This window comes from Acinetobacter sp. WU_MDCI_Abxc222 (assembly GCF_025514755.1).
GTDB lineage: Bacteria > Pseudomonadota > Gammaproteobacteria > Pseudomonadales > Moraxellaceae > Acinetobacter > Acinetobacter geminorum.
Map to the genome: position 1 here is coordinate 95,453 of NZ_JAHPVG010000003.1, position 24,325 is coordinate 119,777.

Consider the following 24,325-nt stretch of genomic DNA (forward strand, 5'->3'; position numbering starts at 1 on the left):
TTTAGAAAATCATCCATAAAAAATCCATAATTTATAAAATGTTAAATAGCTCACACTTTTTTTGTGTTGTGTGATTAATCTTTTATTTTAATTATACTTTCCCACCTCGATATGGGACTATCTGATTATCAAAATGCTAAAAAAATGTGTTTTTTCATTGGTATATATCTTGCCACTTAATTTATATGCCGCTCAAGTGGATGAATTGCGAGAGCAAGCTATTCATACTTACAAAACTGGACAAACTCAACAAGCAATATTGAAATTAGATCAATTGCTAAATAAATACCCACATGACCAAAAATTGCTAGCTGATTATTTAGTTGTAATGTCAAGTGAAAAAAAAGATCTACTGACTTTTTCTCAGCATTTAGCAAATATTAATTATGTGACTTTTCCAGAATATGGCCAATTACCATTAATACGTAATTTGCGTGATTTTAAACACTTTAAAGATGCAATTGAGTGGTCGAACAAATTTAATATTCACAAGACATCTGATGGGCAGATTTTATTAGCAGTTTTATATGCTGAAGCTCAAGATCCTGTAAATGCTAAGGTACATTTAACAAGTATTAAGAATAAAAATCTTACAGCTGAGCAATTTGTTCAAATTGCTTATGCATATCGACTCATTAATTCACCAGTAGATGCTTTATCTGTAATTGAGCAAGCTTATCAACAGCAACCAAACTCTTTTGCGGTTTTACAAGAATATAGTTATGACTTAGCGGCTGTAGGTTCCTATAAAAAAGCTCAGCAGTTATTGCTTGCCAGCGATAAAAATGCACAAACAGAAGCGCTAGAGCACTGGCTAAAAGTCAGTGAGTTTTCTCAACGTGTAAATAATGCAATTACTCGCTATAAATATCTCAATCGAGAAGGGATGTCGGATAGTGAAGGCTTTGCTGAGCTTGATGCTGTGTTGAAACAAGGTGAGCAAATACAGCCTTTGATTCAACCGTCAGACTCCAATTATTTAAGATTTCATTATGACTATTTATATGCTTTGGACTTTCGTGGGCGTAGCCGTACGGTATTAGATGAATTTACTAAATTAAATGTACCGTTAGAAAAGCTACCAGCTTATGTACGTCATGCGATTGCGGATAGTTATTTAGCAGAAAGACAACCGCAGCAGGCTGAAATCGCTTTTAAAACCTTACTTACCGAAAAAAACTATTCAGATATGACGGTATATACGGGGCTTTATTATTCTTATATTGAACAAGAAAAATATAAACAAGCTGAGCAACTTTTGAATGATGTTGATCGGTTGATCCCTACGTATAAATACAGTCAAGCCAAAGGGGTGGATAAATCAAGTCATCCTGATCGTGATGATTATATCGCTTTACAAGGCATGCATTTAGCTTATGCAAATCATTTGGATAAATCAGAAAAGCATTTTCAGAAACAAGTAGATCTTGCACCTGCTAATCAAAGTTTAATTAATAACCTTGCTCGTGTTGAGCGCTGGAGAGATAAGCCATTACAGGCGAAGCAAACAATTGATCGTTTAAATGGCTTAACGCCAGTTGCTAAAGATACGCGTATTAACCAAATGCAAAATGCCCAGGCTTTAGGGAATATTCCTGAGTGGCGCAAAAGCACAGAAAGTCTTTTGCAATATTATCCTGAAGATAGTGGTGTAGTTAAAAGTCGAAAAGAATTAGATGATCGTGATAGAGCAACCATTTCGCACTCAACAACTTGGGGGCAAAGTAAAGCAGAGAACAGTGATTCTGTGAGTGGGCAAAATGGTTTGAAAGACCGAGAAATGGAAACTCGTATTAATAGCCCTTGGATTAAAGATAATTATCGGCTATTTGCTTGGCATCAAGATCGTTACGGAGAATACCGTTTTGGTGATGTGCATGATCAACGTTATGGTGTTGGTGCTGAGTGGCAAGCAAACCGTAAGGCATTGTCGGCAATTTTGTCGCAAAGTACAGATGGTGGACAAGCAGGCGTTCGTCTTGATTGGTCACAATGGCTAAACGACCACTGGCAATATCAATTGCAATATGACAGTCAGGCTAATATTCCATTACAAGCAATTGATGCTGGTGAGGATGGACAAGCTTACCGTGCCGCTTTGACATGGCAAAAAGATGAGTCACGCCAAATTGGGGCAAGTTATGGCTTAACCGATATAAGCGACGGTAATAAACAACAAGAATTTTCGACCTTTTGGCGTGAACGACTATTTGATGCGCCTCATCATATTACCTATGGAACGGTACGTGGCTTTTATGGCAGCAATAGCCAAGATGAGACCGCTTACTTTAGCCCAAGTAATCATTACAGTGCTGAGTTGAATTTAAGTCATGACTGGGTCACTTGGCGAGAATATGAACGCTCATTTAAACAGCATTTTGAAGCTGGAGTCGGGCTTTATAAACAAGCAGATTACTCAGCTCGACCAACATATTCTTTGCAATATCAACATCAATGGCAGCTCTCACGGACTTGGCAACTTAATTATGGAGTTGGTTGGCAATACCATCCATACGATGGTCATGATGAACAACATACCTACGGTATTTTTGGATTTGAAGGGCGTTTTTAATGAATAATATGAAGTCAAAGATGTTGAGCTGTGTGTTTGCTTCAACATTATTACCCGTACAATTTTCCTATGCCCACATTGAAACTGAATTACCAAAAAATCATACGGTTTCTTTAACTTTTCATGATGTACGAGATGACGTGCTAAAGGAAGGTGATCGTGATATTTATGCGATTCAGACCAATAATCTGGCGCAGTTTCTCGATTGGCTTAGTCAGTCGGACTGGAAACCAATTCGTTTAAAAGACATTGAAGAGGCGCGTAAGCAAGGTAAGGAATTACCTCATAACTCTATTCTACTCACCTTTGATGATGGTGCTTTGAGTAGTTATAGCCGAGTATTTCCTTTACTTAAGCAATATCAGATTCCAGCAGTTTTTGCACTTCCAACCAGTTGGTTAAATGGTAATACAAAAGCGGGTTATGAAGCCTATGGTCAAGGTAACTTGGTGAACTGGGCTCAAGTTCGTGAAATGCAAGCATCTGGCTTAGCCGAGTTTGCAAGCCATAGCGATGATTTACATCATGGCGTATTGGCCAATCCTCAAGGCAATGAGCAACCGGCTGCGACTTCTTATGCATATTTAAAATCGCAATCACGTTATGAAACCGATGCAGAATATCAACAACGCATTTTGCAGGACTTAAAAAAATCTTATGCAGTTTTAAAAAAAGAAGTAGGGGTTAATCCTAAAGCAATTATTTGGCCTTATGGCGCCGTGAATGAACAGTTAGAGAAGCTAGCACAACAGGCAGGTTTCCAGTTTTCATTCAGTTTGGGACGTGATGGTATGAATCGCGTAAGTGACTCAACTTTTAAACGTAGCTTAGTCATTGATAACCCAACAGCTGAACAACTGACAGAGGGTATGTTAAATATCCTGAACTTCGAAGAGGCAGATTTATTTAAGCAACCACGTCATTTTGTGAGTATGGATTTAAAGCACTTAGCAGCGCAACAAAACTCTCAGACTGATGAAAAATTAGGGCAGTTGCTATCAAAACTGTATAGCTTGAAAAACAACGCTTTAATCTTAAAGCCTTTGGAAGACAAAGATGAAGATGGGCAATATGATGTTGCCTATTTCCCTACAAATAAAATGTCTGTTCAACAAGATATTTTAAATCGTAGTTTATGGCAGGCTCAAACCCGTGCAGGCCAATCTGTAATATTAGAATTGCCTGCTTATCCGCAAAAGGATAAACCATTTTTAACTTCAGATTTGGCTAAAGATATTGCACGCTTTAACAGTAATTTAAGTGGTATTCAGCTTAATGCAGGATCATCTTTAAATTGCGCAATGCAAAAAGTAACAGTGCAAGAAAGCAGTTGCATTGAACAATCAAAGCAACTCGAACAACTGAGTCAATTGACTAAAAAAGCGGTCAAGCCTTATTTAAATATGAGTAATCAGGCACAGTTTAGTTTATTACTTATACCTGATTTAGACCATATCGAAAATCTACCTGAGCTTATAAAAACGCTTTTATTGCAACATGATTTAGTTAATTTGAAGTTCGATGTGATTGGCAAGAAAAAACAATTTAATCAGTTGTTAATGCTTTTAAATACACTTAATGAAAATGATAAGCAAAGAATAATGCTGACTTTAGTATTACCAGAAAATTCTCAAAAAACTGCTTGGGAAGAGGTTCAGCAAGGGCTCTTTTCTATTCAGCAAATAGGAATCCAGAAGTTCGGTATTGATGGCTATGATTTTGAAAAATCAAAAGATGTTCATCAATATTTATATAATCCGCTTAGTCTGAATGCTAGCCCTGTGATGTATCAGCCTTTTGTTGGATTGGTAGAGGGGAAAAAGTAATGAGAGTATTACTCGATATTCTGTTTGCTTTTGCCTTTTTATACCCTTTACTTATGGCTTGGACATGGATGGTAGGGGGGCTTTGGTTTTTCTTTAAAAGAGAATACCGTGAACAAGCACTTCCCGAACCGACTAGCGAAGGATGCAGTATTATTATTCCGTGTTTTAACGAAGAAGCCCAAGTGCGGCAAACAATTCGTTATGCGCTACAAACCAAATATCCGAATTTTGAAGTGATCGCCGTCAATGATGGAAGTAGTGACAGGACCGCCGAAATTCTCGATGAATTGTCAGTGCAAGATTCACGACTTCGGGTTGTACACTTAGCAGAAAATCAGGGTAAGGCCGTAGCTTTAAGATCGGGAGTACTGGTTAGTAAATACGAATATCTTGTGTGTATTGATGGAGATGCGTTGTTACATCCGCATGCGGTACTTTGGTTAATGCAGCCATTTATTAACTTCCCGCGAATTGGTGCTGTAACGGGTAATCCACGAATTTTAAATCGATCTAGTATTTTAGGAAAATTACAGGTTGGTGAGTTTTCTTCGATTATTGGTTTAATTAAACGTGCACAACGTACATATGGTCGTATTTTTACTGTGTCTGGTGTGATTGCTGCATTCCGTAAAACTGCACTTGTTCGAGTCGGGTTTTGGTCTGACGATAAAATTACCGAAGATATTGATATTTCATGGAAGTTACAACTCGACCATTGGGATATTCAGTATATTCCACAAGCGCTTTGTTATATCTATATGCCAGAGACATTCAAGGGGCTGTGGAAACAGCGTCTTCGTTGGGCGCAAGGAGGGGTGGAGGTTCTTATAGAATATATTCCACAGATGTTTAAATTGCGTGTTCGTAGAATGTGGCCGGTCATGATTGAGGCGCTAGTCAGTATTATCTGGTCTTATGTCATGATTATGATCTTCACGCTATTTTTTGCTGGATTATTTGTTGAACTACCTCAGCAATGGCAGATTAAAACGCTTATGCCACAGTGGTACGGTGTGATACTAGGTGGAACATGTCTGATTCAGTTTTTGGTTAGCTTGTGGATTGATCAGCGCTATGACCGCAGCCGCTTCTTTAGAAATTATTTCTGGGTCATTTGGTATCCGTTGTTTTTCTGGTTACTGACTTTATTTACAAGTGTTGTTGCAGTACCAAAAACTTTATTTAACACAAAAAAACGTGCCCGTTGGGTAAGTCCAGATCGAGGCTTCCGTGGAGATAACCCATGAAACCAGAGGAAAATAAGGATATAGAGACATTAGATATCCCTGAATATATTGACCAGCCGGAATACGTCAAAAATAAAACAGCAAACTATACCTTACAAACGATTGGTTGGTTTTGTTTAATGTGGTTGCTTTTTCCATTGGTTTCCCTGTTTTTATGGGTTTTTGAAGGGCACTTAATTTATGATTATGTTTGGGTTGATCATCTATCAGAAGTTAAGACTTTACTTCATTTAGCCCTACTGATCGGAATTAGCGCGCTCATTTTAATTTTGTGGGCAAGTTATAACTGGATTAGGTTTAGTGGTGAGGATCGACGAGCTAAAGCGCCTAATAGTTCTGTTGAATTATTAGCTGCGCAATTCTTGGTTACTCCCGAAATGTTAACTGAGTTGCAAGAAAAACAGCGAATCATTTTGCATTACGATGATCATGGTAATTTGCAAAAATATGAGTAAATAAAAAAGCATGGCTTAAAACCATGCTTTTTTTACTTTTATGGGATTGCTCTGATAATAATATCAACGGGTTGTTCTATACCATCCATGCTGTGAATAGATCTATTGGTAATTTTAACAATTGGCCATGTTTGCAATTTACAGTTGGGTTTCTGAAGTGCTGCATAATAGCTATCAGATTTGAAAAATACTTTTTTCGTGGTTGCAGTATTGGGAGTCAAAAGACGCTTGAGCCATGGTTCGTTTACTTGAGTTTCTAGAAAACGTAATGCCAGAATGCTTTTAACACGATTGTTAAATAACCTGCGGTTTTTGATAATAAGTGGGTGGGTAATTAACTTATGTGTACCCACCTGACTATGGGGCAAAATAAAATGAGGGGTGATTTGGAAGACAGTCACAAATTTTGCTTGCTGACAGATTTTTTCAAGATGAGTCACGCTATCTTGATTTGTACCAATAATCGCGACAGATGAATGTGAAAAGTCAAACTCTTTAATTGATGTTGATGAAATCACTTGACCAGTAAAATCTTCGAAATCTTGAGAGATATTCTGAAAAATCACTGATTTTGAAGTGTTATTTTTAATATTAATACTCATTTTCCAAAAGTCCTTTTGGTTTTTTAAATCATGATGTTTTTATCGTTTTAATATAAATAACCAAGCAGGAAGTTGGGGTAAAGTCTTTTCAGATAGATGGTCATCCCATACTCGAAATCAATTCAAGTATGGGAGCTTGAAGTAGAGTTTAATGTTCTGTTTTTACATTCATGAGTTGTGTGAAGCTTTCTAAACGTTTAGCTGTATCGTATACATCACATGTAAAAATAAATTCATCAACATCGTATGTAGCTAATAACTTTTGTAAGCCAGAGCGAACCGTATCTACAGAACCAATTTGCGCCATTGCATAGAAGTTTTCGACAGAAAGTTGTTCTGCTGTATTCCATAATCCCTGCATTGATTCAACTGGAGGTTTAAGCTTTAAACTGTCCCCACGAATTAAACCTAATACGCGTTGGTATGCGCTGGTTGCTAAAAATTGTGCTTCCTCATCTGTATCTGCCACAACAACTGGTACACCCATTGAAACATAAGGTTTATCTAGGTACTCGGAAGGTTCAAAGTTCTCTCGATAAAGTTGAATGGCTTGACCTAGCATACGTGGTGCGAAATGCGAGGCAAACGAGTAGGGAAGTCCAAGTTTTGCCGCGAGTTGTGCACTAAATAGGCTAGACCCAAGTAACCAAACAGGAACATGTGTGCTTTGTCCCGGTGTTGCAATAATTTTTTGTCCAGCTTGAGGTACATCGAAATATTTTAAGATTTCGACAACATCTCTAGGAAATTGATCTTCGGTTTCTTGATGGCCACGACGTAAAGCTCGCATAGTGAGTTGATCTGTACCAGGAGCACGACCTAAACCAAGTTCAATACGATTTGGATATAAAGTAGCAAGTGTTCCAAATTGTTCGGCGACAACTAAAGGAGCATGATTTGGCAGCATGATTCCGCCTGAACCCAAACGAATATGCTGTGTATGAGCGGCAATAAAACCAAGTAAGACAGCTGTAGCAGAACTCGCAATACCATCCATATTATGATGTTCAGCAAGCCAGAAACGTTCATAACCAAGCTTTTCTGCATGTTGTGCTAATTCTAGAGCGTGTCGTAATGAGAATTCGATGGTTTTATCATTACGAATGGGAGCAAGTTCCAAAATAGAGAACTTGGTATCTTGAAGTGATCGCATGCGATATTCTCGAATAAGGATATATCGAAATAATACGATATATAGGGTGTGATGTATATCGTTTTTTTTCGATATTAAATTTTATCAATTAATAAAAAAGCACCCGAAGGTGCTCTTTTGCTTCATATTTGAATTAACGGTTTTTATACCAGCCACGGTGTAGACCATTGTCATGACGGTGACGGCTACCTTTTTTATAGTAGCGACGATCACCATCGTAATATCTACGGTCATCACGATCATAACGGCCGCGGTCATAGCGGTCATCATAATTACGATCTTCAGCAACTTTACGACCAAGTGCAGAACCACCTGCTGCACCGACTGCTGCACCAATGTAACCACCGTTGGTACCGCCCATATTTTTACCTACGGTGTAACCAGCACCACCACCTAAAGCACCACCAATTGCAGCTTCGGTACGATTACGACGGTCACTTGCTGCAGCTGCACCACCAGCACCCCCTAAAGCAGCACCTATTGTTGCACCAGATGTACCACCAATACTTTTACCAATTGCTGTACCCACTACACTACCTAACGCAGAGGTTGCAGCAACACGGGTGCCGTTATCTGCATGTGCAACTGTAACAATTGAAGATGTTGCAATTAATGCACTAGCTAACCAAATATTCATTTTCATCTTGGAACTCCATGTCCTTTTACTGAAAGGACAGTATTTTTATCTTGAGGTAAATGTAATAAAAAATTTCGTAATAATTATGGAGAACCCAAAAGGCGGTACGATAGTTTTGTGTCTGTTTGTAGTGTTTATATTAATTTATGGATAAACCATGAGCACGTGACAGATTAGCTTTTAATAGCTCATAATAAAAAAGCACCCGAAGGTGCTTAGATTTATTTCATCAAATTCGATTAGTGATGACGACGGTGTTTTTTCTTCCAGTGTTTAGAAGATTTAGTTGTATAGCGGTCTTTAGAAATTTTATTACCTAAAGCAGAACCACCCGCAGCACCTAAAGCAGCGCCTACATAGCCACCATTTGTACCACCCATGCTTTTACCAACGGTATAGCCAGCACCACCACCTAAAGCACCGCCAATCGCAGATTCTGTACGGTGACGACGGTCACTTGCAACAGCTGCACCACCAGCACCCCCTAAAGCAGCACCGATTGTTGCACCAGATGTACCACCCATGCTTTTACCAATTGCAGTACCAGCTACACTACCTAAAGCAGACGCAGCTGCTACATGTGTTGTATTGTCAGCATGTGCCACAGTAACCATAGAAGTTGCTAGAACAGCGCTACATAACCAAGCATTTAATTTCATTTTTGACTCCGTGTCCCTAGTTGCAGGACGCTATATCTTTTGTTAGAGCAAATGTAACAAAAGACTTCTTCTTAAATGTGGAGAACCTTGATTCGATTATTGGAGTTTAGTGTCTGGTTTGTATGCTTTCTATTAAAATAGAGTATTTAATGCCCATGTAGAAAAAAGTGATTCTCATTTAACTGGCCCCAAGTTCATCTATTATCAGTTGAACATAAGAAATCTATAAAAGCTCTTGTGGCAGAAGACATATGCTTATGCTGTGCGTAAAGTAAGGAAAAGGGGCGTGTATGACCTGCATAACCCTCAAGTAAAGGATGTAGTTTTCCTTGTTGAATTTTTTCATCAACAATAAAGCTGTAACTTTGACATATTCCTAATCCACTTTCGGCAAGTGATACTACTCCTAAAATATCTTCTTTTACCAAAATCCTATTTGTTGGTGTCCACTGAATTTCTTGATCTGCATTCTTAAAGAACCATGGAATGACCTTACCACTGCTCGGTAATTCAAAAGCAATACATTGGTGATTATTTAATTCTTGCAAGGTTTTAGGAACACCCATACGTTTTAAATATTCGGGTGAGGCAACAAGTTGAAGAGGTGCAAGTTCCAGAGGTCTGGCAATAAGTGTGCTATTAGGAAGCTGACCTTGACGAATAGCTAAATCAAATCCTTCAGCAATTAAATCAACGTTTCGATTAGAAATACTAACTTCAATTTGAATGCTGGGATATTGCAAAAGAAATTTCTGTAATAAGTGTGGGAGGCGATAATGCCCATAGGTGGTAGGTACACTTAATTTAATTTTGCCAGAAATTTGCAGTTGTTCACCCTGAATATCACGCTCTGCATGATCAATTAACTGAAAGGCGTACTGCATTTTCTCATAATAAAGCTGACCTGCTTCAGTAAGACTCAAATGGCGAGTTGTTCTTCTAAAAAACTGGATACCTAACTTTTTTTCCAGTCGCGTAATTGTTCTACTAATGACTGAAGGAGTCGTGGATAAATAGACTGCAGCCGCACTAATAGAAAGTTTCTCAGCCACAATTAAAAACACTTCTACATCTGCAAGATGGTCAAATTGACGAGACATTTTGTCCTCAAACGCAAAAAAGATTTGTGTATATGGTTGTTTTTCTACCTTACTGGCAAAAATAGAATATATCCATCCCAGTTATAAATCCAGCAAATGGTTGGAATGAAGGTTGAATGATGAAATCTCTAAATAAAATAATGCTTGCAATAGTTACCGCTTCAGCAGCATTAAGTGCAAATGCTGCTCATGTATTGGTTGTATTGTCTGATGAAGGACAGCTAGAGCTAAAAAATGGTCAAATTTTTAAAACGGGCTTTTATTTAAATGAATTGATGCAGCCTACAAAAATGCTTTTAGATGCAGGCCATACAGTAACTTTTGCTACTCCAAAAGGTAAAGCTCCAACATTAGATGAATCATCAAATAATGCGATGTATTTTAACCAAGATGAAAAAACATTAAAGCAATATGCAGGTTTATTGCATGATCTAAAATTAACATCTACTCAAGATTCTCCAGTTGTGAGCCTATCTCGTATTGAGCAAATTGGCCTGGGGCAGTTTGATGCTATTTATATGCCAGGTGGACACGCACCTATGCAAGATCTCTTAAAAGATAAACAACTTGGAAAAGTACTTACAGCTTTCCATAAAGCAGGTAAACCTACTGCGTTGGTTTGTCATGGCCCTATTGCGTTGATGTCTACTTTACCTAATGCCTCGGAAGTAGTTGGTCAACTAGAACAAGGTAAAACAGTGAAAACTGGCGAATGGATATATAAAAATTATCGGATGACTGTAATTAGCAATCAGGAAGAAGAGCAGGCTAAAGCTTTATTAAAAGGTGGAGAAATGAAGTTTTATCCTCAAACTGCATTACAGTCACTTGGCGGTAAGTATCAAAGTAATACAACTGCGTGGACTCCAAACATAGTGGTGGACCGTGAACTTATTACAGGACAAAATCCAGCATCGGCTGTTTTGGTAGGTCAAACTTTATTAGAAAAATTAAAATAAGTAGGCTGGGCAAAGAGGTTTTTCAACAAAGCCTCTATTGTCATATAGAGAGAAAAAGATGACTTATTATTTTCTACAGAACAGCCAAATTATAGGCAAGTAAATAAATCTTATTCGAAATCATTATATTTATACGCCTCTAGTTATTGGGAAAGTTGATGAATTGGCTGATTATATATGTCATTTAAGCAGCATAATCTGTAAACTATGCGCTATTTTTACGATTTTGCTTATCTTCTATACTTACATAGCCTTCGATAAGCTTTTTGGACTTTTGAGATATTTCCTCTTATGAAAGCGTCACTCCGTTTACGACTTGATCAACTCTGTGATCGACATGAAGAACTTACTGCATTGCTTGCAGATGCTGAAGTGATCTCCGATAACAAACGTTTCCGTAAATTGTCTCGTGAACATAGTGATTTATCTGAAATTACCGAAGTTTGGGGCAAATACCGTCAAGCAGAAGAAGATATTGAAACTGCTGAAATGATGAAGTCGGACCCAGACTTTAAAGATATGGCAGAAGAAGAAATTCAAGCAAATAAAACATTGCTTGAAGAATTAGAAAGCCAACTCAACATTTTGATGATTCCAAAAGATCCAAATGACTCTAATGCTGCGTATTTAGAAATTCGTGCCGGGACAGGCGGTGATGAAGCTGCGATTTTCTCTGGTGATTTGTTCCGCATGTATAGTAAATATGCCGAGACACAAGGCTGGCGTATAGAAGTTCTTTCTGAAAATGAAGGCGAACATGGTGGCTTTAAAGAAGTTATTTGCCGTGTAGATGGTGATGGCGTTTATGGTCGCTTAAAGTTCGAAAGTGGTGCTCACCGTGTGCAACGTGTGCCAGCCACTGAATCACAAGGTCGTGTGCATACCTCAGCGTGTACAGTTGCGATCTTGCCTGAAATTGATGTTGATACCAACGTTGAAATTAATCCGGCAGATTTACGTATTGATACTTACCGTGCGTCAGGTGCGGGTGGTCAGCACATTAACAAAACCGATTCGGCCGTGCGTATTACTCATATTCCAACTGGTACAGTCGTTGAGTGTCAAGAAGAGCGTTCACAGCATAAAAACAAAGCTAAGGCGATGGCATTGTTAGTATCGCGTTTAGAAAATGCTAAACGTGCAGCAGCAGATGCAGCGACTTCTGAAATGCGCCGTGATTTGGTCGGTTCTGGTGACCGTTCTGAACGTATCCGTACTTATAACTACCCACAAGGGCGTATGACGGACCATCGTATTAATCTAACTTTATATAAGTTAGACGCGATTATGGAAGGTGATTTAACTGAATTGCTCGATAGCTTACATCGTGAATATCAGGCAGATCAACTTGCGATGCTTGCACAGGAAAATGGCGGCTAATGAATATTGCTCAAGCGCTTGCAATTCGTGGTGAGCCTGACAGTTATGAACGACAGGAAAATGCTTGGTTACTTGAGCATTTTCTAAAAATTAATTCGCTTGAATTAAAGTTTAGACTTGAGCACGAGTTAACAGCCCAACAAGAGCAAGATTACTTGGCTGGTCTTGAACGTATCCAAAATGCTGAGCCTTTAGCTTATGTGACGGGTTCACAACCATTTTGGACGCTCGATTTAAAAGTAACATCTGATACTTTGGTGCCACGACCTGATACTGAAATTCTAGTTGAAACTGTTTTAAATCTAAATTTGCCAAAGAATGCAAACATTGTTGATTTAGGAACGGGGACAGGTGCAATTGCGCTTGCATTAGCGAGTGAACGTCCAGATTGGCAGGTAACTGCAACCGATATTTATGCGCCTACTTTAGAAGTTGCGAAAGAAAACGCACAAACACATGATTTACAACGTGTGAAATTTGCTTGCGGCGTTTGGTTTGAAGCACTCGAACCACAAAAGTTTGATTTAATTGTTTCTAATCCGCCGTATATCGACCCTGAAGATGAGCACATGCAAGCTTTAGCAACAGAACCGCGCCGTGCATTGGTTGCAGATCATCAGGGACTAGCTGATATTGAAATTATTATTGCTCAAGGGAAAAACTGGTTAGAACTACAAGGCTGGATTGCGCTAGAGCATGGCTATGATCAGGGGCAAGCTGTTCGAAAAATATTTGCTGAGCATGGTTTTAGTGAAATTAAAACTATTCAAGACTATGGCCAAAATGATCGGGTCACATTAGCATCATTACTAATAAAATAAGAATAACTTAAACTGTAGAATTCAAGGTAGCTTCTCGATAAGCGCCGGGGCTGACACCTGTCCATTTTTTAAAAGCACGGTGAAATGCACTTGGGTCATGGAAGCTTAAATCTTCACTAATATCTTGAATTGAGTCATTCGTTTTGCTTAAGCGTTCAACAGCAATATCACAGCGGATTTCATTTTTAATTTGTTGATAGCTTACACCTTCATGTTTCAGTCGACGTTGAACGGTGGCTTCTGAAATATTGAGTTGGTGAGCTACATCTTTGAGTTCAGGCCATTGTGCAGGGTGGAGTTTCAATAAATGGCGACGAATAAGTACACTCAAGGCATTTTCATTTTTAAAGCGAACTAAAAGATTTTGCGGAGTTTGCTCTAAAAAATCATAAAGCGCTTTTTTATCTTTTTTAATTTTAATATCTAAATAGTGGGCATCGAACTCAACTCGATTTGCCTCAGCATTAAATTGAATGTCTTCACCAAAACGTACGAGATAATCCTGAATATCCTGAGGTTTAGCACAACGTACCATAATAGTATTTAAACCAATTCGCTGGTCTACCAACCAACACATCAGTCCGTGTACTAATATTAAAAAGGTTGCATAGGTAAACATACGTTTAGGTTGTTCACGATCATGAATCACTAAATAAGCTTTTTCTTGTTCTCGAATGAGTTCTCCGTGCATATCATCTAAAACAAAGTTAAAAAACTTCAAAATATCGTAAAGTGCTTTTTCTAAAGTTTCAGCCGTACTGACGAGTTTAGTCAGTAATTTATAGCTTCCACGACGCATAGGGTGGCTATCCATCCCAAAAAACTCATCGTTCATGGCATTTGCAAGCTCTATCCACAATTGGGCATATGTTGTAACAGGCACACGTGCTTTTGGAGACATCAGTAATTCAACGGGGATACCTGCTTTATTTAGAATTATTTGTGTATTTAGGCCTTTGGCATAAGCCGCACTCAGTGCTTCATGTACTAGTGCAATCGAAATTGTGCCTTTACTTAAAGAAGATTGGACAACCATGTCAAAGACTCATATTTTCTTCATATATTTCAAGTGAAATACTACATATTTAAAATTTGGATTGATCAAAAGCTGCAAACATTTTGAGGCTTTTTGAAATTGTATCGGAAAACAACAACTTTTACTCTCACTACTAAGTGTAAAGAACATTTCTATAGGACATTACATAATGAAAATTCAAGGGAAACATTTCGTCATTACAGGTGGTGGCTCAGGTTTGGGTGCTGCAACAGCTGAGTATTTGGTCCAGCAAGGTGCTTCAGTTACCTTGGTAGACATGAATGTAGACGCAGGCGAGCAACAAGCGAAACAGTTGGGGCCAAAAGCTGACTTTGTAAGTCTTGATGTAACCGATGAAGCTGCTGCTGAACAGTTCTTTAAAGATGTGTTGGTCAAACATGGTCATTTGCATGGTTTGGTTAACTGTGCGGGTATTGGCCCTTCTGCAAAAGTGGTTGGTCGTGAAGGCGTACATGATTTGGCATTATTTTCAAAAACGCTGCAAATTAATGTTACAGGTACATTTAACATGCTGCGTTTTGCAGCAGATGTAATGAGTAAAAACACGGTTGAAGAAGGTGAAGAAGACCGTGGTGTGATTGTAAACACTGCGTCTGTGGCTGCATTTGACGGCCAAATTGGTCAGGCAGCTTATTCAGCTTCTAAAGGCGCTATTGTGGCGATGACATTGCCGATTGCTCGTGAGCTTGCGCGACATGCCATTCGTATTATGACCATTGCACCGGGAATTATGGAAACCCCAATGCTTAAGGGGATGCCACAGAATGTACAGGATGCTTTGGGACAAATGGTGCCATATCCATCTCGTTTAGGAAAACCAGAAGAGTTTGCCCGTTTGGTGGCACATATTGCTGAAAACTCTTACTTAAATGGTGAAGTCATCCGTCTAGATGGTGCAATTCGTATGGCAGCAAAATAATAAAAATAAGGATGCGGAAATGATCTTAAATGCTGAGCAAAGTATGGTTCAGGAGATGATGCGTAACTATGCGCAAAATCAGTTAAAACCAACAGCTGCACATCGCGATAAAACCCATGAATTTCCTGCTCAGGAATTAAAAGATTTAGGTGCACTAGGTGCTATGGGGATGACCGTGCCCGATGAGTGGGGCGGTGCCGGAATGGACTATGTATCTTTAGTGCTTGCAATTGAGGAAATTGCCGCAGGCGATGGTGCTATTTCGACTATCGTAAGTGTTCAAAATTCCTTGATTTGCGGCATTACACTGGCGTATGGTTCAGATCAGCAAAAACAAACATATTTACCAAAATTTGCATCTGGCGAATGGCTAGGATGCTTTTGTTTAACTGAACCACATGTAGGTTCTGATGCAAGTGCGATTTTATGTAAAGCTGAGCGCGATGGCGACCATTGGGTTTTGAATGGCGTAAAACAATTTATCACCAGTGGTAAAAATGCCCAAGTGGCTTTGGTGTTTGCGGTAACCGATAAACAAGCAGGTAAAAAAGGGATTTCGTGTTTTCTTGTACCGACCAATACACAAGGTTACTTTGTGACTCGTATTGAAGATAAAATGGGACAACATGCTTCAGACACAGCAACCATTACTTTTGAGGACTGCCGAATTCCTTTAGAAAATTTGGTGGGACAAGAGGGTGAAGGTTATAAAATTGCATTATCTAATTTGGCGGCTGGACGTATTGGTATTGCCGCTCAATCGGTGGGTATGGCAAGAGCGGCTTTTGATGCAGCGGTGCAATATGCAAATGAGCGTAAAGCTTTTGGAGTCGAATTAGTTCAGCATCAGGCGGTTGGTTTCCGGTTAGCCGATATGGCGACCCAGATTGAAGCTGCGCATCAGTTGGTTTTGCATGCTGCAACTTTAAAAGATGCTGGGCTGCCTTGTTTAAAAGAAGCCTCAATGGCAAAGCTATTTGCGTCTACTATGGCTGAGCGAGTATGTTCGGATGCGATCCAGATTCATGGTGGTTATGGCTACGTGAGTGATTTCCCTGTAGAGAGAATTTATCGTGATGTTCGTGTAAGCCAGATTTATGAAGGTGCATCGGATATTCAACGCTTGGTGATTGCTCGCGAAGTGGCTCAAGTTTAAATATTAGATTTTAAAAAAGAGTCACTGGCTGCAAAAAACCGCAATTGTTATGCGGTTTTTTGCAATTAAATGAAACTCACTTTTTAATGATTAAATTTGAGCTTTGACTTCCTCACCAATTAAATAAAAGGTTCCTCCAGCAATATAGTGCAGACTTCGAAGTTCTTTCGGTGCATCTTGAAAATGCCAGTGCCCATCTCTAAAGACACGGCTATCTGCCCATGCACCTACAACAGAACCAATAAATAAATCATGCGCTGACTGATTATGCGGTTCAGAAATAAGTTTACATACAAGCCATGCGACGCAACCTGATACAAGTGGGCTGGTAAGACCTTCTTGATAAAAGAGCTCAACACCGCAATGCTCAAGTTTTTCTGGATCATCCAACTTACTAATGGTACCAAGTTGATGAGTTAGATCGAGCTGTGCATAGCAAGGAACTTGTAGTGTGAAATAGCCACTTTGCTCAACGAGCTGTCGTGTTTTAGTGCTTTTGTCGAGAACAACGGACACTTTGGCTGGCTTGAATTCTAAGGCACATGCCCATGCGGCAGCCATTACATTACGGTCGTCACCATGTTGTGCGGAAACAAGGACAGTTGGACCATGATTTAACAAACGATAAGCTTTTTCTAACTCTACAGGTGCAATATATGATTGGGACATATTTAGCCTAAGTAATACAGAAAACAGATAGCGTTATTGTTGCAGAAAGTGTGAGAGAAGTAATGTGATAGGGTATTAACCGAATAAAAAAGTTGTTTCCATTTTATAGCTTTCATAATAACGAACTTAGTCATAAAATCATTTCGCTTCTAAGTGAAAGGATTAACGCGTGACCGAGCTTCAAGATATCGATTTTGTAGAGTTAAGTGATGAAGAAATGTATCTCTATAGCCGTCAAATTTTACTTGATGGATGGGATATTGAAGCTCAGGAAAAACTCAAACTTGCTAATGTGCTGATTGTCGGTGCCGGTGGAATAGGCTGTACCAGTGCGGAGTTACTAGCGCGAGCAGGAGTTGGGAAAATTACACTGATTGATGCAGATATGATCGAGATAAGTAATTTACAACGACAAATCGCATTTGGTCATGAAGATATTGGTCGGTACAAAGCAGAAATTTTGGCTGAACGTTTACAGAAAATTAACCCTTATATCTGTGTTGAATACTACAACGAACGGTTAGACGAACATAACATTGATAGACTTGTTGAACATCAAGATGTGGTTTTAGATGGCTGTGATAATTTTACAACTCGCTATTTAGTAAATGCAGCTTGTAAGAAACATCAGGTCGCATTAATTAGTGCTTCAGCAATTGGTTTTCAGGCACAAATGTTTATGGTTGAAGGTGATTCAGCTTGTTATGAGTGCCTTTTTCCGAAAGAACAGCATAGCAATGAAGGGCTGCGCTGTGCAGAGTCAGGAGTACTTGCAACCACCCCTGTAATGATAGCGTCATTACAATCACATCACACTTTGCTGTATTTAGGTTTAAATCGTGTACCTTTAAAGCAGAAACTATTATTGTGGGATGGTTTAAATATGACACAACGTATTGTTAGTTTTGATAAAGATGTAAATTGCCCACTTTGTCAGGCAAGCTAATCAGTAAATTAAACAAAATTTGCTACACTCAACCTGAATGATTTGGTTTTGAAGAAATATGAAAAAAAATATTTTGTTTGATGGGCTACGTTCAGTCGCCCGCATTGGTGAAACAGCAGTGGTTGCCGCCAAAGCTGGAATTAAATACGCAACTGAAAAACCAAGTAATGCCAAACTCATGCGAGAGACTTTTGAGTCCCTTGGTTCAACTTATATTAAGCTTGGTCAGTTTATTGCGAGTACGCCATCGCTTTTCCCACGTGAATATGTAGAAGAATTTCAAGGTTGTTTAGACCAGACACCAACACTACCATTTAGTTATATTCAAGGTGTGCTTGCATCTGAGTTTGAAGGACGTGATTTAAGCCAGATTTTTAGCTACATCGATGAAAAGCCATTAGCTTCTGCGTCAATTGCTCAGGTTCATGCAGCTAAGCTGACTACAGGTGAAGATGTTGTTATTAAAGTACAAAAGCCTGGCGTTGAAACCATTTTATATACGGACTTAAGTGTGGTGCATTGGGCTGCCAAGCTGCTTGAACGCGCAGTACCAAAGATCAAATTCGCAGCTCTTTCAGAAATTGTAGATGAAATTAAAAGCCGTATGGTCCGTGAAGTCGATTTCATTGAAGAAGCACAAAACCTAGATGATTTTGTGGAATATCTTAATATTTCACAAAATAAAGCAGCGACAGCGCCTAAAGTTTATCATCAGTTTTCTACGCGCCGTGTCTTAACTATGCAGCGTTTATACGGTGTGTCTTTGACAGATTTTAGTGTCGTAAAACAATATGCTAAAGATCCATCGCAAGTACTGATTACTGCTATGAATACATGGTTTGGTAGTCTCATGCTATGTAAGAGTTTCCATGCTGACTTACATGCTGGGAACTTAATGTTGCTTGAAGATGGGCGTATTGGTTTTATCGATTTTGGTATCGTGGGACAGTTAAAACCTGAAGTTTGGACTGCATGTATTGCATTTATGGATGCCTTACAAAAAACTAATTATCAGGCAATGGCTGAAAATATGCTGAAAATGGGCATGACCCATAACAAAATTGACGTTCAGGTGTTGGCTCAAGATCTAGAGCGTTTGTTTAATGGCGTATTAATGGCCGATCCGCAACAGATCTTGTCTTCAAATCCAGCCGATTTAAATGACATTATGATGGATATGGTAGGTGTCGGCGAGCGCCACGGGATTAAATTCCCACGTGATTTTGCCTTATTATTTAAGCAAATGCTTTATTTCGATCGTTTTATGCGCGTACTCGCACCATATACTGATATTTATGCAGACCAACGTTTGAAAATGGTTCAAAATATGGAACCTGCTTCGTTATTAAAGCACTAAGGTCAGTTTAAATTTATGGATGCCATTATTATTGAAGGCTTGAAAGTTGAGACAGTGATTGGCTGTTTCAACTGGGAAAGACAAATCATTCAACCTTTAATGTTGGATTTAACCATCCATAATGATTTGAGCCGAGCAGCAGAGTCTGACAAGCTTGAGGACACTCTCAACTATGCGCAGATTTGTGAGTTATCGGCTCAAACCATTCAACAAGCTAAACCTGAATTAATCGAGCATGCAGCACATCTGGTTTTACAATGTTTGTTTGAAACCTTTCCATCAATTGAAAAAATTACCATAACCATCCGTAAGCCAGCCATCATTGCAGAAGCAAGTGCTGTAGGAATTCGTCTTGAACGCACCAGAAACAATTTTTGCGCTCGCCTTAGCGAGTAATTTAGACGCAGATCAGCACTTTACTTTTGCTTATACGCAATTGGCAACATTGGGGAAAGTGCAGTTTTCATCTGTTTATCAAATTCCATGCCGAGATGGTATTGGAGATGATTATTGGAATTCGGCATGTCTATTAAAAAGCACTTTATCGTGTGACCAAATTGAATCTTTTTTAAAGAAACTTGAGTCAGATTCGGGACGTGTTCGTCCGTCGCATCATATTTCTTTAGATGTAGATTTGATTGCATGGGGTAGTGATCTGGACTATATGCAATTTAATTCTAAAAAGCTACCTTTGGCACTCGATGTAAAAATTCCTTTATATGAACTTTGGCATTGTGAAACCTTAAAGGCTGATAGCATGATTTATCCAGTCGTTAATTTTACAGTTTAATACCCTTCAAACTAAATTTTACGCAAACTTTACGCGGGCTTTGATTTCCTCAATAGAGAATTTACGGGCATTTTATCGATACTGAAATTCACTAAATTAGTGTTATTTCAGGACAATAAAGATGCTTATAAATTCTCAAATGCGCATCTTGCATCAGTCTGGCATTGTCTTATGCGGACTTAAAACAAATGATATTTCTCTATCTCTCCTTATTTCCAGTTTGGCAAATCAAGCCAAGGGGTATAGAGGAGAATAGCCATGTTAGAACTTATACTTGTTTTATTTATTGCTATTTTTCTAGCATGGTGCCTCAGTAAATATCTATCCAAAGTGATGGCAAATCAGCCGATATGGGGTGATGGATTATTTCGTTGGATTGAAAATCCTGTATACCGCTTATTAGGTGTATCTCCACAACAACAAATGAATTGGAAACAATATTCTCTAGCATTTGTTGTGAGCTGTATTTTTCTTGCAGTGGCTATTCTTGCTATTTTTATGACGCAAGCATGGCTACCATTAAACCCTAACCATGCACCAAATATGAGTTGGGATTTAGCGTTACACACGGTTATTTCATTTTTAACTAATACCAACCAACAGCATTATTCTGGTCAAGCTCAATTATCTTATTTGTCGCAAATGACAGGTATTGTAGGTTTGCAAGTCATTACTCCAATGATGGGGCTGGCTTTGGTTGTTGCGACCTTAAGAGCTTTTTTTTATCAGCGTCCAAGCCATATTACGGCCGATGTTGCCGAGCAGCCAGATCAAATTTTAATTGGTAACTATTGGGCAGATGTAATTCGTCCTACAGTTCGCTTTTTGCTTCCACTCTGTTTTGTCTGGTCATTGTTGCTTAACAGCCAAGGCGTGCCAGCAACTTTCCAAGGTGGGCCGGAAGTACAGCTTATTGATAAAGCCAATAGCGTTGAAACTCAAAAAATTCCTTTAGGGCCAGTTGCGCCAATGGTAGCGATTAAGCAATTGGGTAGTAATGGTGGCGGTTGGTATGGTCCAAATAGTTCTGTGCCTTTAGAAAATCCAACACCGCTTTCTAATTTATTAGAAATGATTGCGATATTACTTATTCCAATCACAGTCATTTTTATGGTCGGGCATTTTACCCAGCGTAAAAAGTTTGCTTACTTTGTCTTTGGTAGCATGCTTTTCATGTCGATTATTTCAGGTGCAGCGGCTGTTTGGTCTGAGAGTATGTCATCGACAGCATCTCAGCTTGCTGTAATGGAAGGTAAAGAACAACGATTTGGACCAGCAGCATCAGCAGTTTGGGCAGCGCTTACTACACAGGTGAATAACGGCTCAGTCAATATGATGCATGATTCCTCTGCACCGCTTACCGGTTTGGTCGAACTCATTAACATGCTGATTAATGCGATTTGGGGTGGTGTGGGCTGTGGTCTGCAACAGTTTATGATTTATCTATTACTTGCAGTATTTATTGCAGGTTTAATGACAGGCCGTACCCCTGAATTGTTTGGGCGCAAGATTGAAGCAGCAGAAATTAAATTGCTCGCGATTATTATCTTGATTCAACCTTTAGTCATTCTTGCATTTACCGCATTAAGCCTCAGCGTTCCAGGCATATCTGGAATTAGTAATCCGGGACCACATGGTATTAGCCAAGTGTTCTACGAATATGTTTCTGCATTTGCCAACAATGGTTCAGGTTTTGAAGGTCTTGGAGACAACACTGTATGGTGGAATGTTACTTGTAGTATCGCTCTACTGTTAGGACGTTTTCCGACCTTAATTTTGCCATTAATGATTGCAACACGTTTAGCAGCAAAAAGAAAAGCACCGGAAACAGCAGGTAGTCTTCAAGTTGAAACTCCAACCTTTGCTTTAACGCTGATTACGATTGTTGTGTTGCTTACCTTATTACAATTTATGCCAGTTCTTGTCCTTGGGCCTATTGCTGATCACCTTTTGTTGGTTAAAGGCTAAGGAGGGGAGTGAAAATGAATACACAAACTCATGTAAATAGCCATAAACAAACCATGGCAGTGCCAAATTTTGAAGTTTGGAAAAATGCATTTGTGAAACTGCTACCCCAGCATGCAATTAAAAATCCTGTGATGGCAATCGTATGGCTTGGAACAGTAGTTACAGGCATTAGTACAATCTTGGGTTACACCACGCTGTTATTTGGTTTAGTGGTTACAGCAATTCTGTTTATTACCATTTTATTTGCTAACTATGCTGAAGCAGTTGCAGAGGCCAGAGGTCGTGGGCAGGCATCTTCATTACGGGCAGCAAGAGAAAATTTAACGGCTCGAAGACTCAACTCTTTGACAGACCGTCAAGCGACTCAAGTTGCAGCTACTGAACTTCATTTAAATGATTTTATTGAAGTACATGCAGGTGAGCTTGTTCCAGCCGACGGTGAGATTGTAGAAGGCTTTGCCACTATTAATGAATCAGCTGTTACAGGTGAGTCAGCACCTGTGTTACGTGAAGCTGGAACAGACCGTTCAGGTGTTATTGGCGGAACCAAAGTTCTTACAGATCGTATTGTTGTGCAAGTGACTGCTGAATCTGGTCAAAGTTTCTTAGACCGTATGATTGCTTTGGTTGAAGGCTCAAATCGCCAAAAAACTCCGAATGAGATTGCGCTTGGCTTCTTGTTAATGGTGATGACAATCACGTTTTTAATTGTCGTGATTAGCTTGCCATTTATTGCCAAGTATTTGCATATTGAACTTGATCCAGTGGTGCTTGTGGCGCTGTTGGTCTGCTTAATTCCAACAACCATTGGTGGCTTGTTACCTGCGATTGGTATTGCGGGGATGAACCGTGCACTCAAAGCCAATGTTTTGGCAAAATCAGGTAAAGCGGTAGAAGTTGCGGGTGACATTGATGTGCTTTTACTCGATAAAACAGGAACCATTACCTATGGTGACCGTCAAGCGACTTCTTTTTATCCTTTAACTTCGGTAACCGAGTCTGAGTTGAGAGCTGCTGCTTGGGTAAGTTCACTTGCGGATCCAACACCAGAAGGGAAATCGATTGTTAAGTTAGCAAAAGAGCAAGGTCTAAAACAGCAAGAACCTGAGCAAGCCGAATTTATCTCTTTTAGTGCTTCGACTCGAATTTCTGGTGTGAATTTACCGAGTGGTGACCAAATTCGTAAAGGTGCTTTAGATGCAATCTTGAAGTTTGTAGATGAAGATTATTCTCAAGATTTAGAGTTAAAAGCGCGTGTTGAACAAGTTGCTAAAAAAGGTGCAACACCTTTAGTCGTCGCTAATCAACATCATGTGTTGGGTGTGATTGAACTTTCAGATGTGATTAAACACGGCATTAAAGAACGTTTTGCCCGTTTAAGAGAAATGGGCATCAAAACCGTCATGGTTACAGGTGATAACCCATTAACTGCTGCCGCGATTGCTGCTGAAGCTGGTGTAGATGATTATATTGCTGAAGCAAAACCGGAAGATAAACTGGCCTGTATTCGCACCGCACAACAACAAGGCCGTTTAGTGGCGATGGTTGGTGATGGAACCAATGATGCACCTGCTTTGGCTCAGGCCGATATTGGTTTAGCCATGAACTCAGGTACACAAGCTGCGAAAGAAGCCGGCAATATGGTTGATTTAGACTCTGACCCAACCAAACTACTTGCTGTGGTCGAGATCGGCAAACAGCAACTGATTACCCGTGGTGCTTTAACAACATTTTCGTTAGCAAACGATGTGTCTAAATACTTTGCCATCTTGCCTGCATTGTTCGCTGCTGCGATTCCACAAATGCAAGTATTGAATGTAATGCACTTAGCAAGTCCAAACAGCGCGATTTTATCTGCATTAATTTTTAACGCGATTATTATCCCGCTATTAATTCCGATCGCACTCCGAGGCGTGAAATTTAAACCTTCAACTGCAACTCAGTTACTATGTCGAAATATGTTGATTTATGGTGTGGGTGGTGTGGTTCTACCATTTATTGCCATTAAAGCGATTGATGTAGTGATTGTTCAATTATTTGGTTTGTAATCTG

Annotated in this window: 22 protein-coding genes; 15 read left to right on the top strand and 7 right to left on the bottom strand. The window is 39.3% G+C overall.

Annotated features, from left to right (window positions below; translation table 11 throughout):
• Positions 1-133 precede the first annotated feature (133 nt).
• From pgaA to pgaD, 4 genes are read left to right on the top strand one after another with little or no spacing between them, the layout of a single operon-like run.
• Positions 134-2,572 carry a poly-beta-1,6 N-acetyl-D-glucosamine export porin PgaA gene (gene pgaA / locus KTJ10_RS06425; protein WP_262441612.1) on the top strand — a complete coding sequence of 813 codons (2,439 nt, stop codon included), beginning with the start codon at positions 134-136 and terminating at the stop codon, positions 2,570-2,572.
• On the top strand, positions 2,572-4,398 hold the full coding sequence (gene pgaB, locus KTJ10_RS06430) for a poly-beta-1,6-N-acetyl-D-glucosamine N-deacetylase PgaB (RefSeq protein WP_262441613.1): 1,827 nt from the start codon (positions 2,572-2,574) through the stop codon (positions 4,396-4,398). The genes pgaA and pgaB overlap by 1 nt, the downstream gene beginning before the upstream one ends.
• A complete protein-coding gene (gene pgaC, locus KTJ10_RS06435) occupies positions 4,398-5,645 on the top strand; it encodes a poly-beta-1,6-N-acetyl-D-glucosamine synthase (RefSeq protein ID WP_199976109.1) in 1,248 nt (415 codons plus the stop codon). Before pgaB ends, pgaC begins: the two co-directional genes overlap by 1 nt.
• Entirely contained in the window at positions 5,642-6,100 is a 459-nt protein-coding gene (gene pgaD, locus KTJ10_RS06440; RefSeq protein ID WP_086265913.1) for a poly-beta-1,6-N-acetyl-D-glucosamine biosynthesis protein PgaD, read from the top strand. Before pgaC ends, pgaD begins: the two co-directional genes overlap by 4 nt.
• A gap of 38 nt (positions 6,101-6,138) precedes the next feature.
• On the opposite strand, the gene KTJ10_RS06445 is transcribed toward pgaD, so the two are convergent.
• From KTJ10_RS06445 to KTJ10_RS06465, 5 genes are all read right to left on the bottom strand, one after another.
• On the bottom strand, positions 6,139-6,702 hold the full coding sequence (locus KTJ10_RS06445; RefSeq protein ID WP_199976110.1) for a flavoprotein: 564 nt from the start codon (positions 6,700-6,702) through the stop codon (positions 6,139-6,141).
• Positions 6,703-6,850: 148 nt separating this feature from the next.
• A complete protein-coding gene (locus tag KTJ10_RS06450) occupies positions 6,851-7,855 on the bottom strand; it encodes an LLM class flavin-dependent oxidoreductase (RefSeq protein WP_086265915.1) in 1,005 nt (334 codons plus the stop codon).
• A gap of 133 nt (positions 7,856-7,988) precedes the next feature.
• Positions 7,989-8,498, bottom strand: coding sequence for a hypothetical protein (locus KTJ10_RS06455; protein WP_086265916.1), 510 nt, complete (start codon positions 8,496-8,498; stop codon positions 7,989-7,991).
• 233 nt (positions 8,499-8,731) lie between these two features.
• Positions 8,732-9,151 carry a glycine zipper domain-containing protein gene (locus KTJ10_RS06460; RefSeq protein ID WP_057061909.1) on the bottom strand — a complete coding sequence of 140 codons (420 nt, stop codon included), beginning with the start codon at positions 9,149-9,151 and terminating at the stop codon, positions 8,732-8,734.
• 194 nt (positions 9,152-9,345) lie between these two features.
• Positions 9,346-10,251, bottom strand: a complete 906-nt coding sequence (locus KTJ10_RS06465) for a LysR family transcriptional regulator (RefSeq protein ID WP_262441614.1) — start codon at positions 10,249-10,251, stop codon at positions 9,346-9,348.
• A gap of 119 nt (positions 10,252-10,370) precedes the next feature.
• Between KTJ10_RS06465 and KTJ10_RS06470 the strand changes: the two genes are divergently transcribed.
• From KTJ10_RS06470 to prmC, 3 genes are all read left to right on the top strand, one after another.
• Entirely contained in the window at positions 10,371-11,210 is an 840-nt protein-coding gene (locus KTJ10_RS06470; protein ID WP_262441750.1) for a type 1 glutamine amidotransferase domain-containing protein, read from the top strand.
• Positions 11,211-11,501: 291 nt separating this feature from the next.
• On the top strand, positions 11,502-12,590 hold the full coding sequence (gene prfA, locus KTJ10_RS06475; RefSeq protein ID WP_002119588.1) for a peptide chain release factor 1: 1,089 nt from the start codon (positions 11,502-11,504) through the stop codon (positions 12,588-12,590).
• The gene (gene prmC, locus KTJ10_RS06480; protein WP_262441615.1) at positions 12,590-13,411 is read left to right on the top strand and encodes a peptide chain release factor N(5)-glutamine methyltransferase; all 822 of its coding nucleotides are present in this window, start codon (positions 12,590-12,592) and stop codon (positions 13,409-13,411) included. Before prfA ends, prmC begins: the two co-directional genes overlap by 1 nt.
• 7 nt (positions 13,412-13,418) lie before the next feature.
• Here prmC and KTJ10_RS06485 read toward each other — a convergent pair whose 3' ends face one another.
• A complete protein-coding gene (locus KTJ10_RS06485) occupies positions 13,419-14,447 on the bottom strand; it encodes an AraC family transcriptional regulator (RefSeq protein ID WP_262441616.1) in 1,029 nt (342 codons plus the stop codon).
• A gap of 169 nt (positions 14,448-14,616) precedes the next feature.
• On the opposite strand from KTJ10_RS06485, the gene KTJ10_RS06490 reads away from it, so the two are divergent.
• Both KTJ10_RS06490 and KTJ10_RS06495 read left to right on the top strand, forming a co-directional pair.
• Positions 14,617-15,387 (top strand): 3-hydroxyacyl-CoA dehydrogenase, encoded by a 771-nt coding sequence (locus KTJ10_RS06490; protein WP_262441617.1) that lies wholly within the window; start codon positions 14,617-14,619, stop codon positions 15,385-15,387.
• A 19-nt stretch (positions 15,388-15,406) separates the two neighbouring features.
• Positions 15,407-16,543, top strand: coding sequence for an acyl-CoA dehydrogenase family protein (locus tag KTJ10_RS06495; protein ID WP_262441618.1), 1,137 nt, complete (start codon positions 15,407-15,409; stop codon positions 16,541-16,543).
• A gap of 90 nt (positions 16,544-16,633) precedes the next feature.
• On the opposite strand, the gene KTJ10_RS06500 is transcribed toward KTJ10_RS06495, so the two are convergent.
• Complete coding sequence (locus KTJ10_RS06500; protein WP_170248100.1) at positions 16,634-17,212, bottom strand: flavin reductase family protein; 579 nt, start codon at positions 17,210-17,212, stop codon at positions 16,634-16,636.
• A 169-nt stretch (positions 17,213-17,381) separates the two neighbouring features.
• Here KTJ10_RS06500 and KTJ10_RS06505 point away from each other — a divergent pair, with 169 nt between their 5' ends.
• The 6 genes from KTJ10_RS06505 to kdpB all read left to right on the top strand — a co-directional run bounded on the left by KTJ10_RS06505 (position 17,382) and on the right by kdpB (position 24,321).
• Positions 17,382-18,158, top strand: coding sequence for a HesA/MoeB/ThiF family protein (locus tag KTJ10_RS06505; protein WP_262441619.1), 777 nt, complete (start codon positions 17,382-17,384; stop codon positions 18,156-18,158).
• A 58-nt stretch (positions 18,159-18,216) separates the two neighbouring features.
• Positions 18,217-19,515 carry an ABC1 kinase family protein gene (locus KTJ10_RS06510; protein WP_262441620.1) on the top strand — a complete coding sequence of 433 codons (1,299 nt, stop codon included), beginning with the start codon at positions 18,217-18,219 and terminating at the stop codon, positions 19,513-19,515.
• 15 nt (positions 19,516-19,530) lie between these two features.
• Positions 19,531-19,911, top strand: coding sequence for a dihydroneopterin aldolase (gene folB / locus KTJ10_RS06515; protein ID WP_262441621.1), 381 nt, complete (start codon positions 19,531-19,533; stop codon positions 19,909-19,911).
• Positions 19,868-20,305, top strand: coding sequence for a 2-amino-4-hydroxy-6-hydroxymethyldihydropteridine diphosphokinase (locus tag KTJ10_RS06520; protein ID WP_262441622.1), 438 nt, complete (start codon positions 19,868-19,870; stop codon positions 20,303-20,305). Before folB ends, KTJ10_RS06520 begins: the two co-directional genes overlap by 44 nt.
• A 258-nt stretch (positions 20,306-20,563) precedes the next feature.
• Positions 20,564-22,273: a potassium-transporting ATPase subunit KdpA gene (kdpA, locus tag KTJ10_RS06525; protein WP_262441623.1), complete on the top strand. Its 1,710-nt coding sequence runs from the start codon at positions 20,564-20,566 to the stop codon at positions 22,271-22,273.
• A gap of 8 nt (positions 22,274-22,281) precedes the next feature.
• Positions 22,282-24,321: a potassium-transporting ATPase subunit KdpB gene (gene kdpB, locus KTJ10_RS06530; protein ID WP_262441624.1), complete on the top strand. Its 2,040-nt coding sequence runs from the start codon at positions 22,282-22,284 to the stop codon at positions 24,319-24,321.
• Positions 24,322-24,325 lie beyond the last annotated feature (4 nt).

Bases quoted from the DNA above. Each gene is read 5' to 3' on its own strand.
- pgaA (WP_262441612.1), top strand. From the start codon at position 134: ATGCTAAAAAAATGTGTTTTTTCATTGGTATATATCTTGCCACTTAAT.
- pgaB (WP_262441613.1), top strand. From the start codon at position 2,572: ATGAATAATATGAAGTCAAAGATGTTGAGCTGTGTGTTTGCTTCAACA.
- pgaC (WP_199976109.1), top strand. From the start codon at position 4,398: ATGAGAGTATTACTCGATATTCTGTTTGCTTTTGCCTTTTTATACCCT.
- pgaD (WP_086265913.1), top strand. From the start codon at position 5,642: ATGAAACCAGAGGAAAATAAGGATATAGAGACATTAGATATCCCTGAA.
- KTJ10_RS06445 (WP_199976110.1), bottom strand. From the start codon at position 6,702: ATGAGTATTAATATTAAAAATAACACTTCAAAATCAGTGATTTTTCAG.
- KTJ10_RS06450 (WP_086265915.1), bottom strand. From the start codon at position 7,855: ATGCGATCACTTCAAGATACCAAGTTCTCTATTTTGGAACTTGCTCCC.
- KTJ10_RS06455 (WP_086265916.1), bottom strand. From the start codon at position 8,498: ATGAAAATGAATATTTGGTTAGCTAGTGCATTAATTGCAACATCTTCA.
- KTJ10_RS06460 (WP_057061909.1), bottom strand. From the start codon at position 9,151: ATGAAATTAAATGCTTGGTTATGTAGCGCTGTTCTAGCAACTTCTATG.
- KTJ10_RS06465 (WP_262441614.1), bottom strand. From the start codon at position 10,251: ATGTCTCGTCAATTTGACCATCTTGCAGATGTAGAAGTGTTTTTAATT.
- KTJ10_RS06470 (WP_262441750.1), top strand. From the start codon at position 10,371: ATGAAATCTCTAAATAAAATAATGCTTGCAATAGTTACCGCTTCAGCA.
- prfA (WP_002119588.1), top strand. From the start codon at position 11,502: ATGAAAGCGTCACTCCGTTTACGACTTGATCAACTCTGTGATCGACAT.
- prmC (WP_262441615.1), top strand. From the start codon at position 12,590: ATGAATATTGCTCAAGCGCTTGCAATTCGTGGTGAGCCTGACAGTTAT.
- KTJ10_RS06485 (WP_262441616.1), bottom strand. From the start codon at position 14,447: ATGGTTGTCCAATCTTCTTTAAGTAAAGGCACAATTTCGATTGCACTA.
- KTJ10_RS06490 (WP_262441617.1), top strand. From the start codon at position 14,617: ATGAAAATTCAAGGGAAACATTTCGTCATTACAGGTGGTGGCTCAGGT.
- KTJ10_RS06495 (WP_262441618.1), top strand. From the start codon at position 15,407: ATGATCTTAAATGCTGAGCAAAGTATGGTTCAGGAGATGATGCGTAAC.
- KTJ10_RS06500 (WP_170248100.1), bottom strand. From the start codon at position 17,212: ATGTCCCAATCATATATTGCACCTGTAGAGTTAGAAAAAGCTTATCGT.
- KTJ10_RS06510 (WP_262441620.1), top strand. From the start codon at position 18,217: ATGAAAAAAAATATTTTGTTTGATGGGCTACGTTCAGTCGCCCGCATT.
- folB (WP_262441621.1), top strand. From the start codon at position 19,531: ATGGATGCCATTATTATTGAAGGCTTGAAAGTTGAGACAGTGATTGGC.
- kdpA (WP_262441623.1), top strand. From the start codon at position 20,564: ATGTTAGAACTTATACTTGTTTTATTTATTGCTATTTTTCTAGCATGG.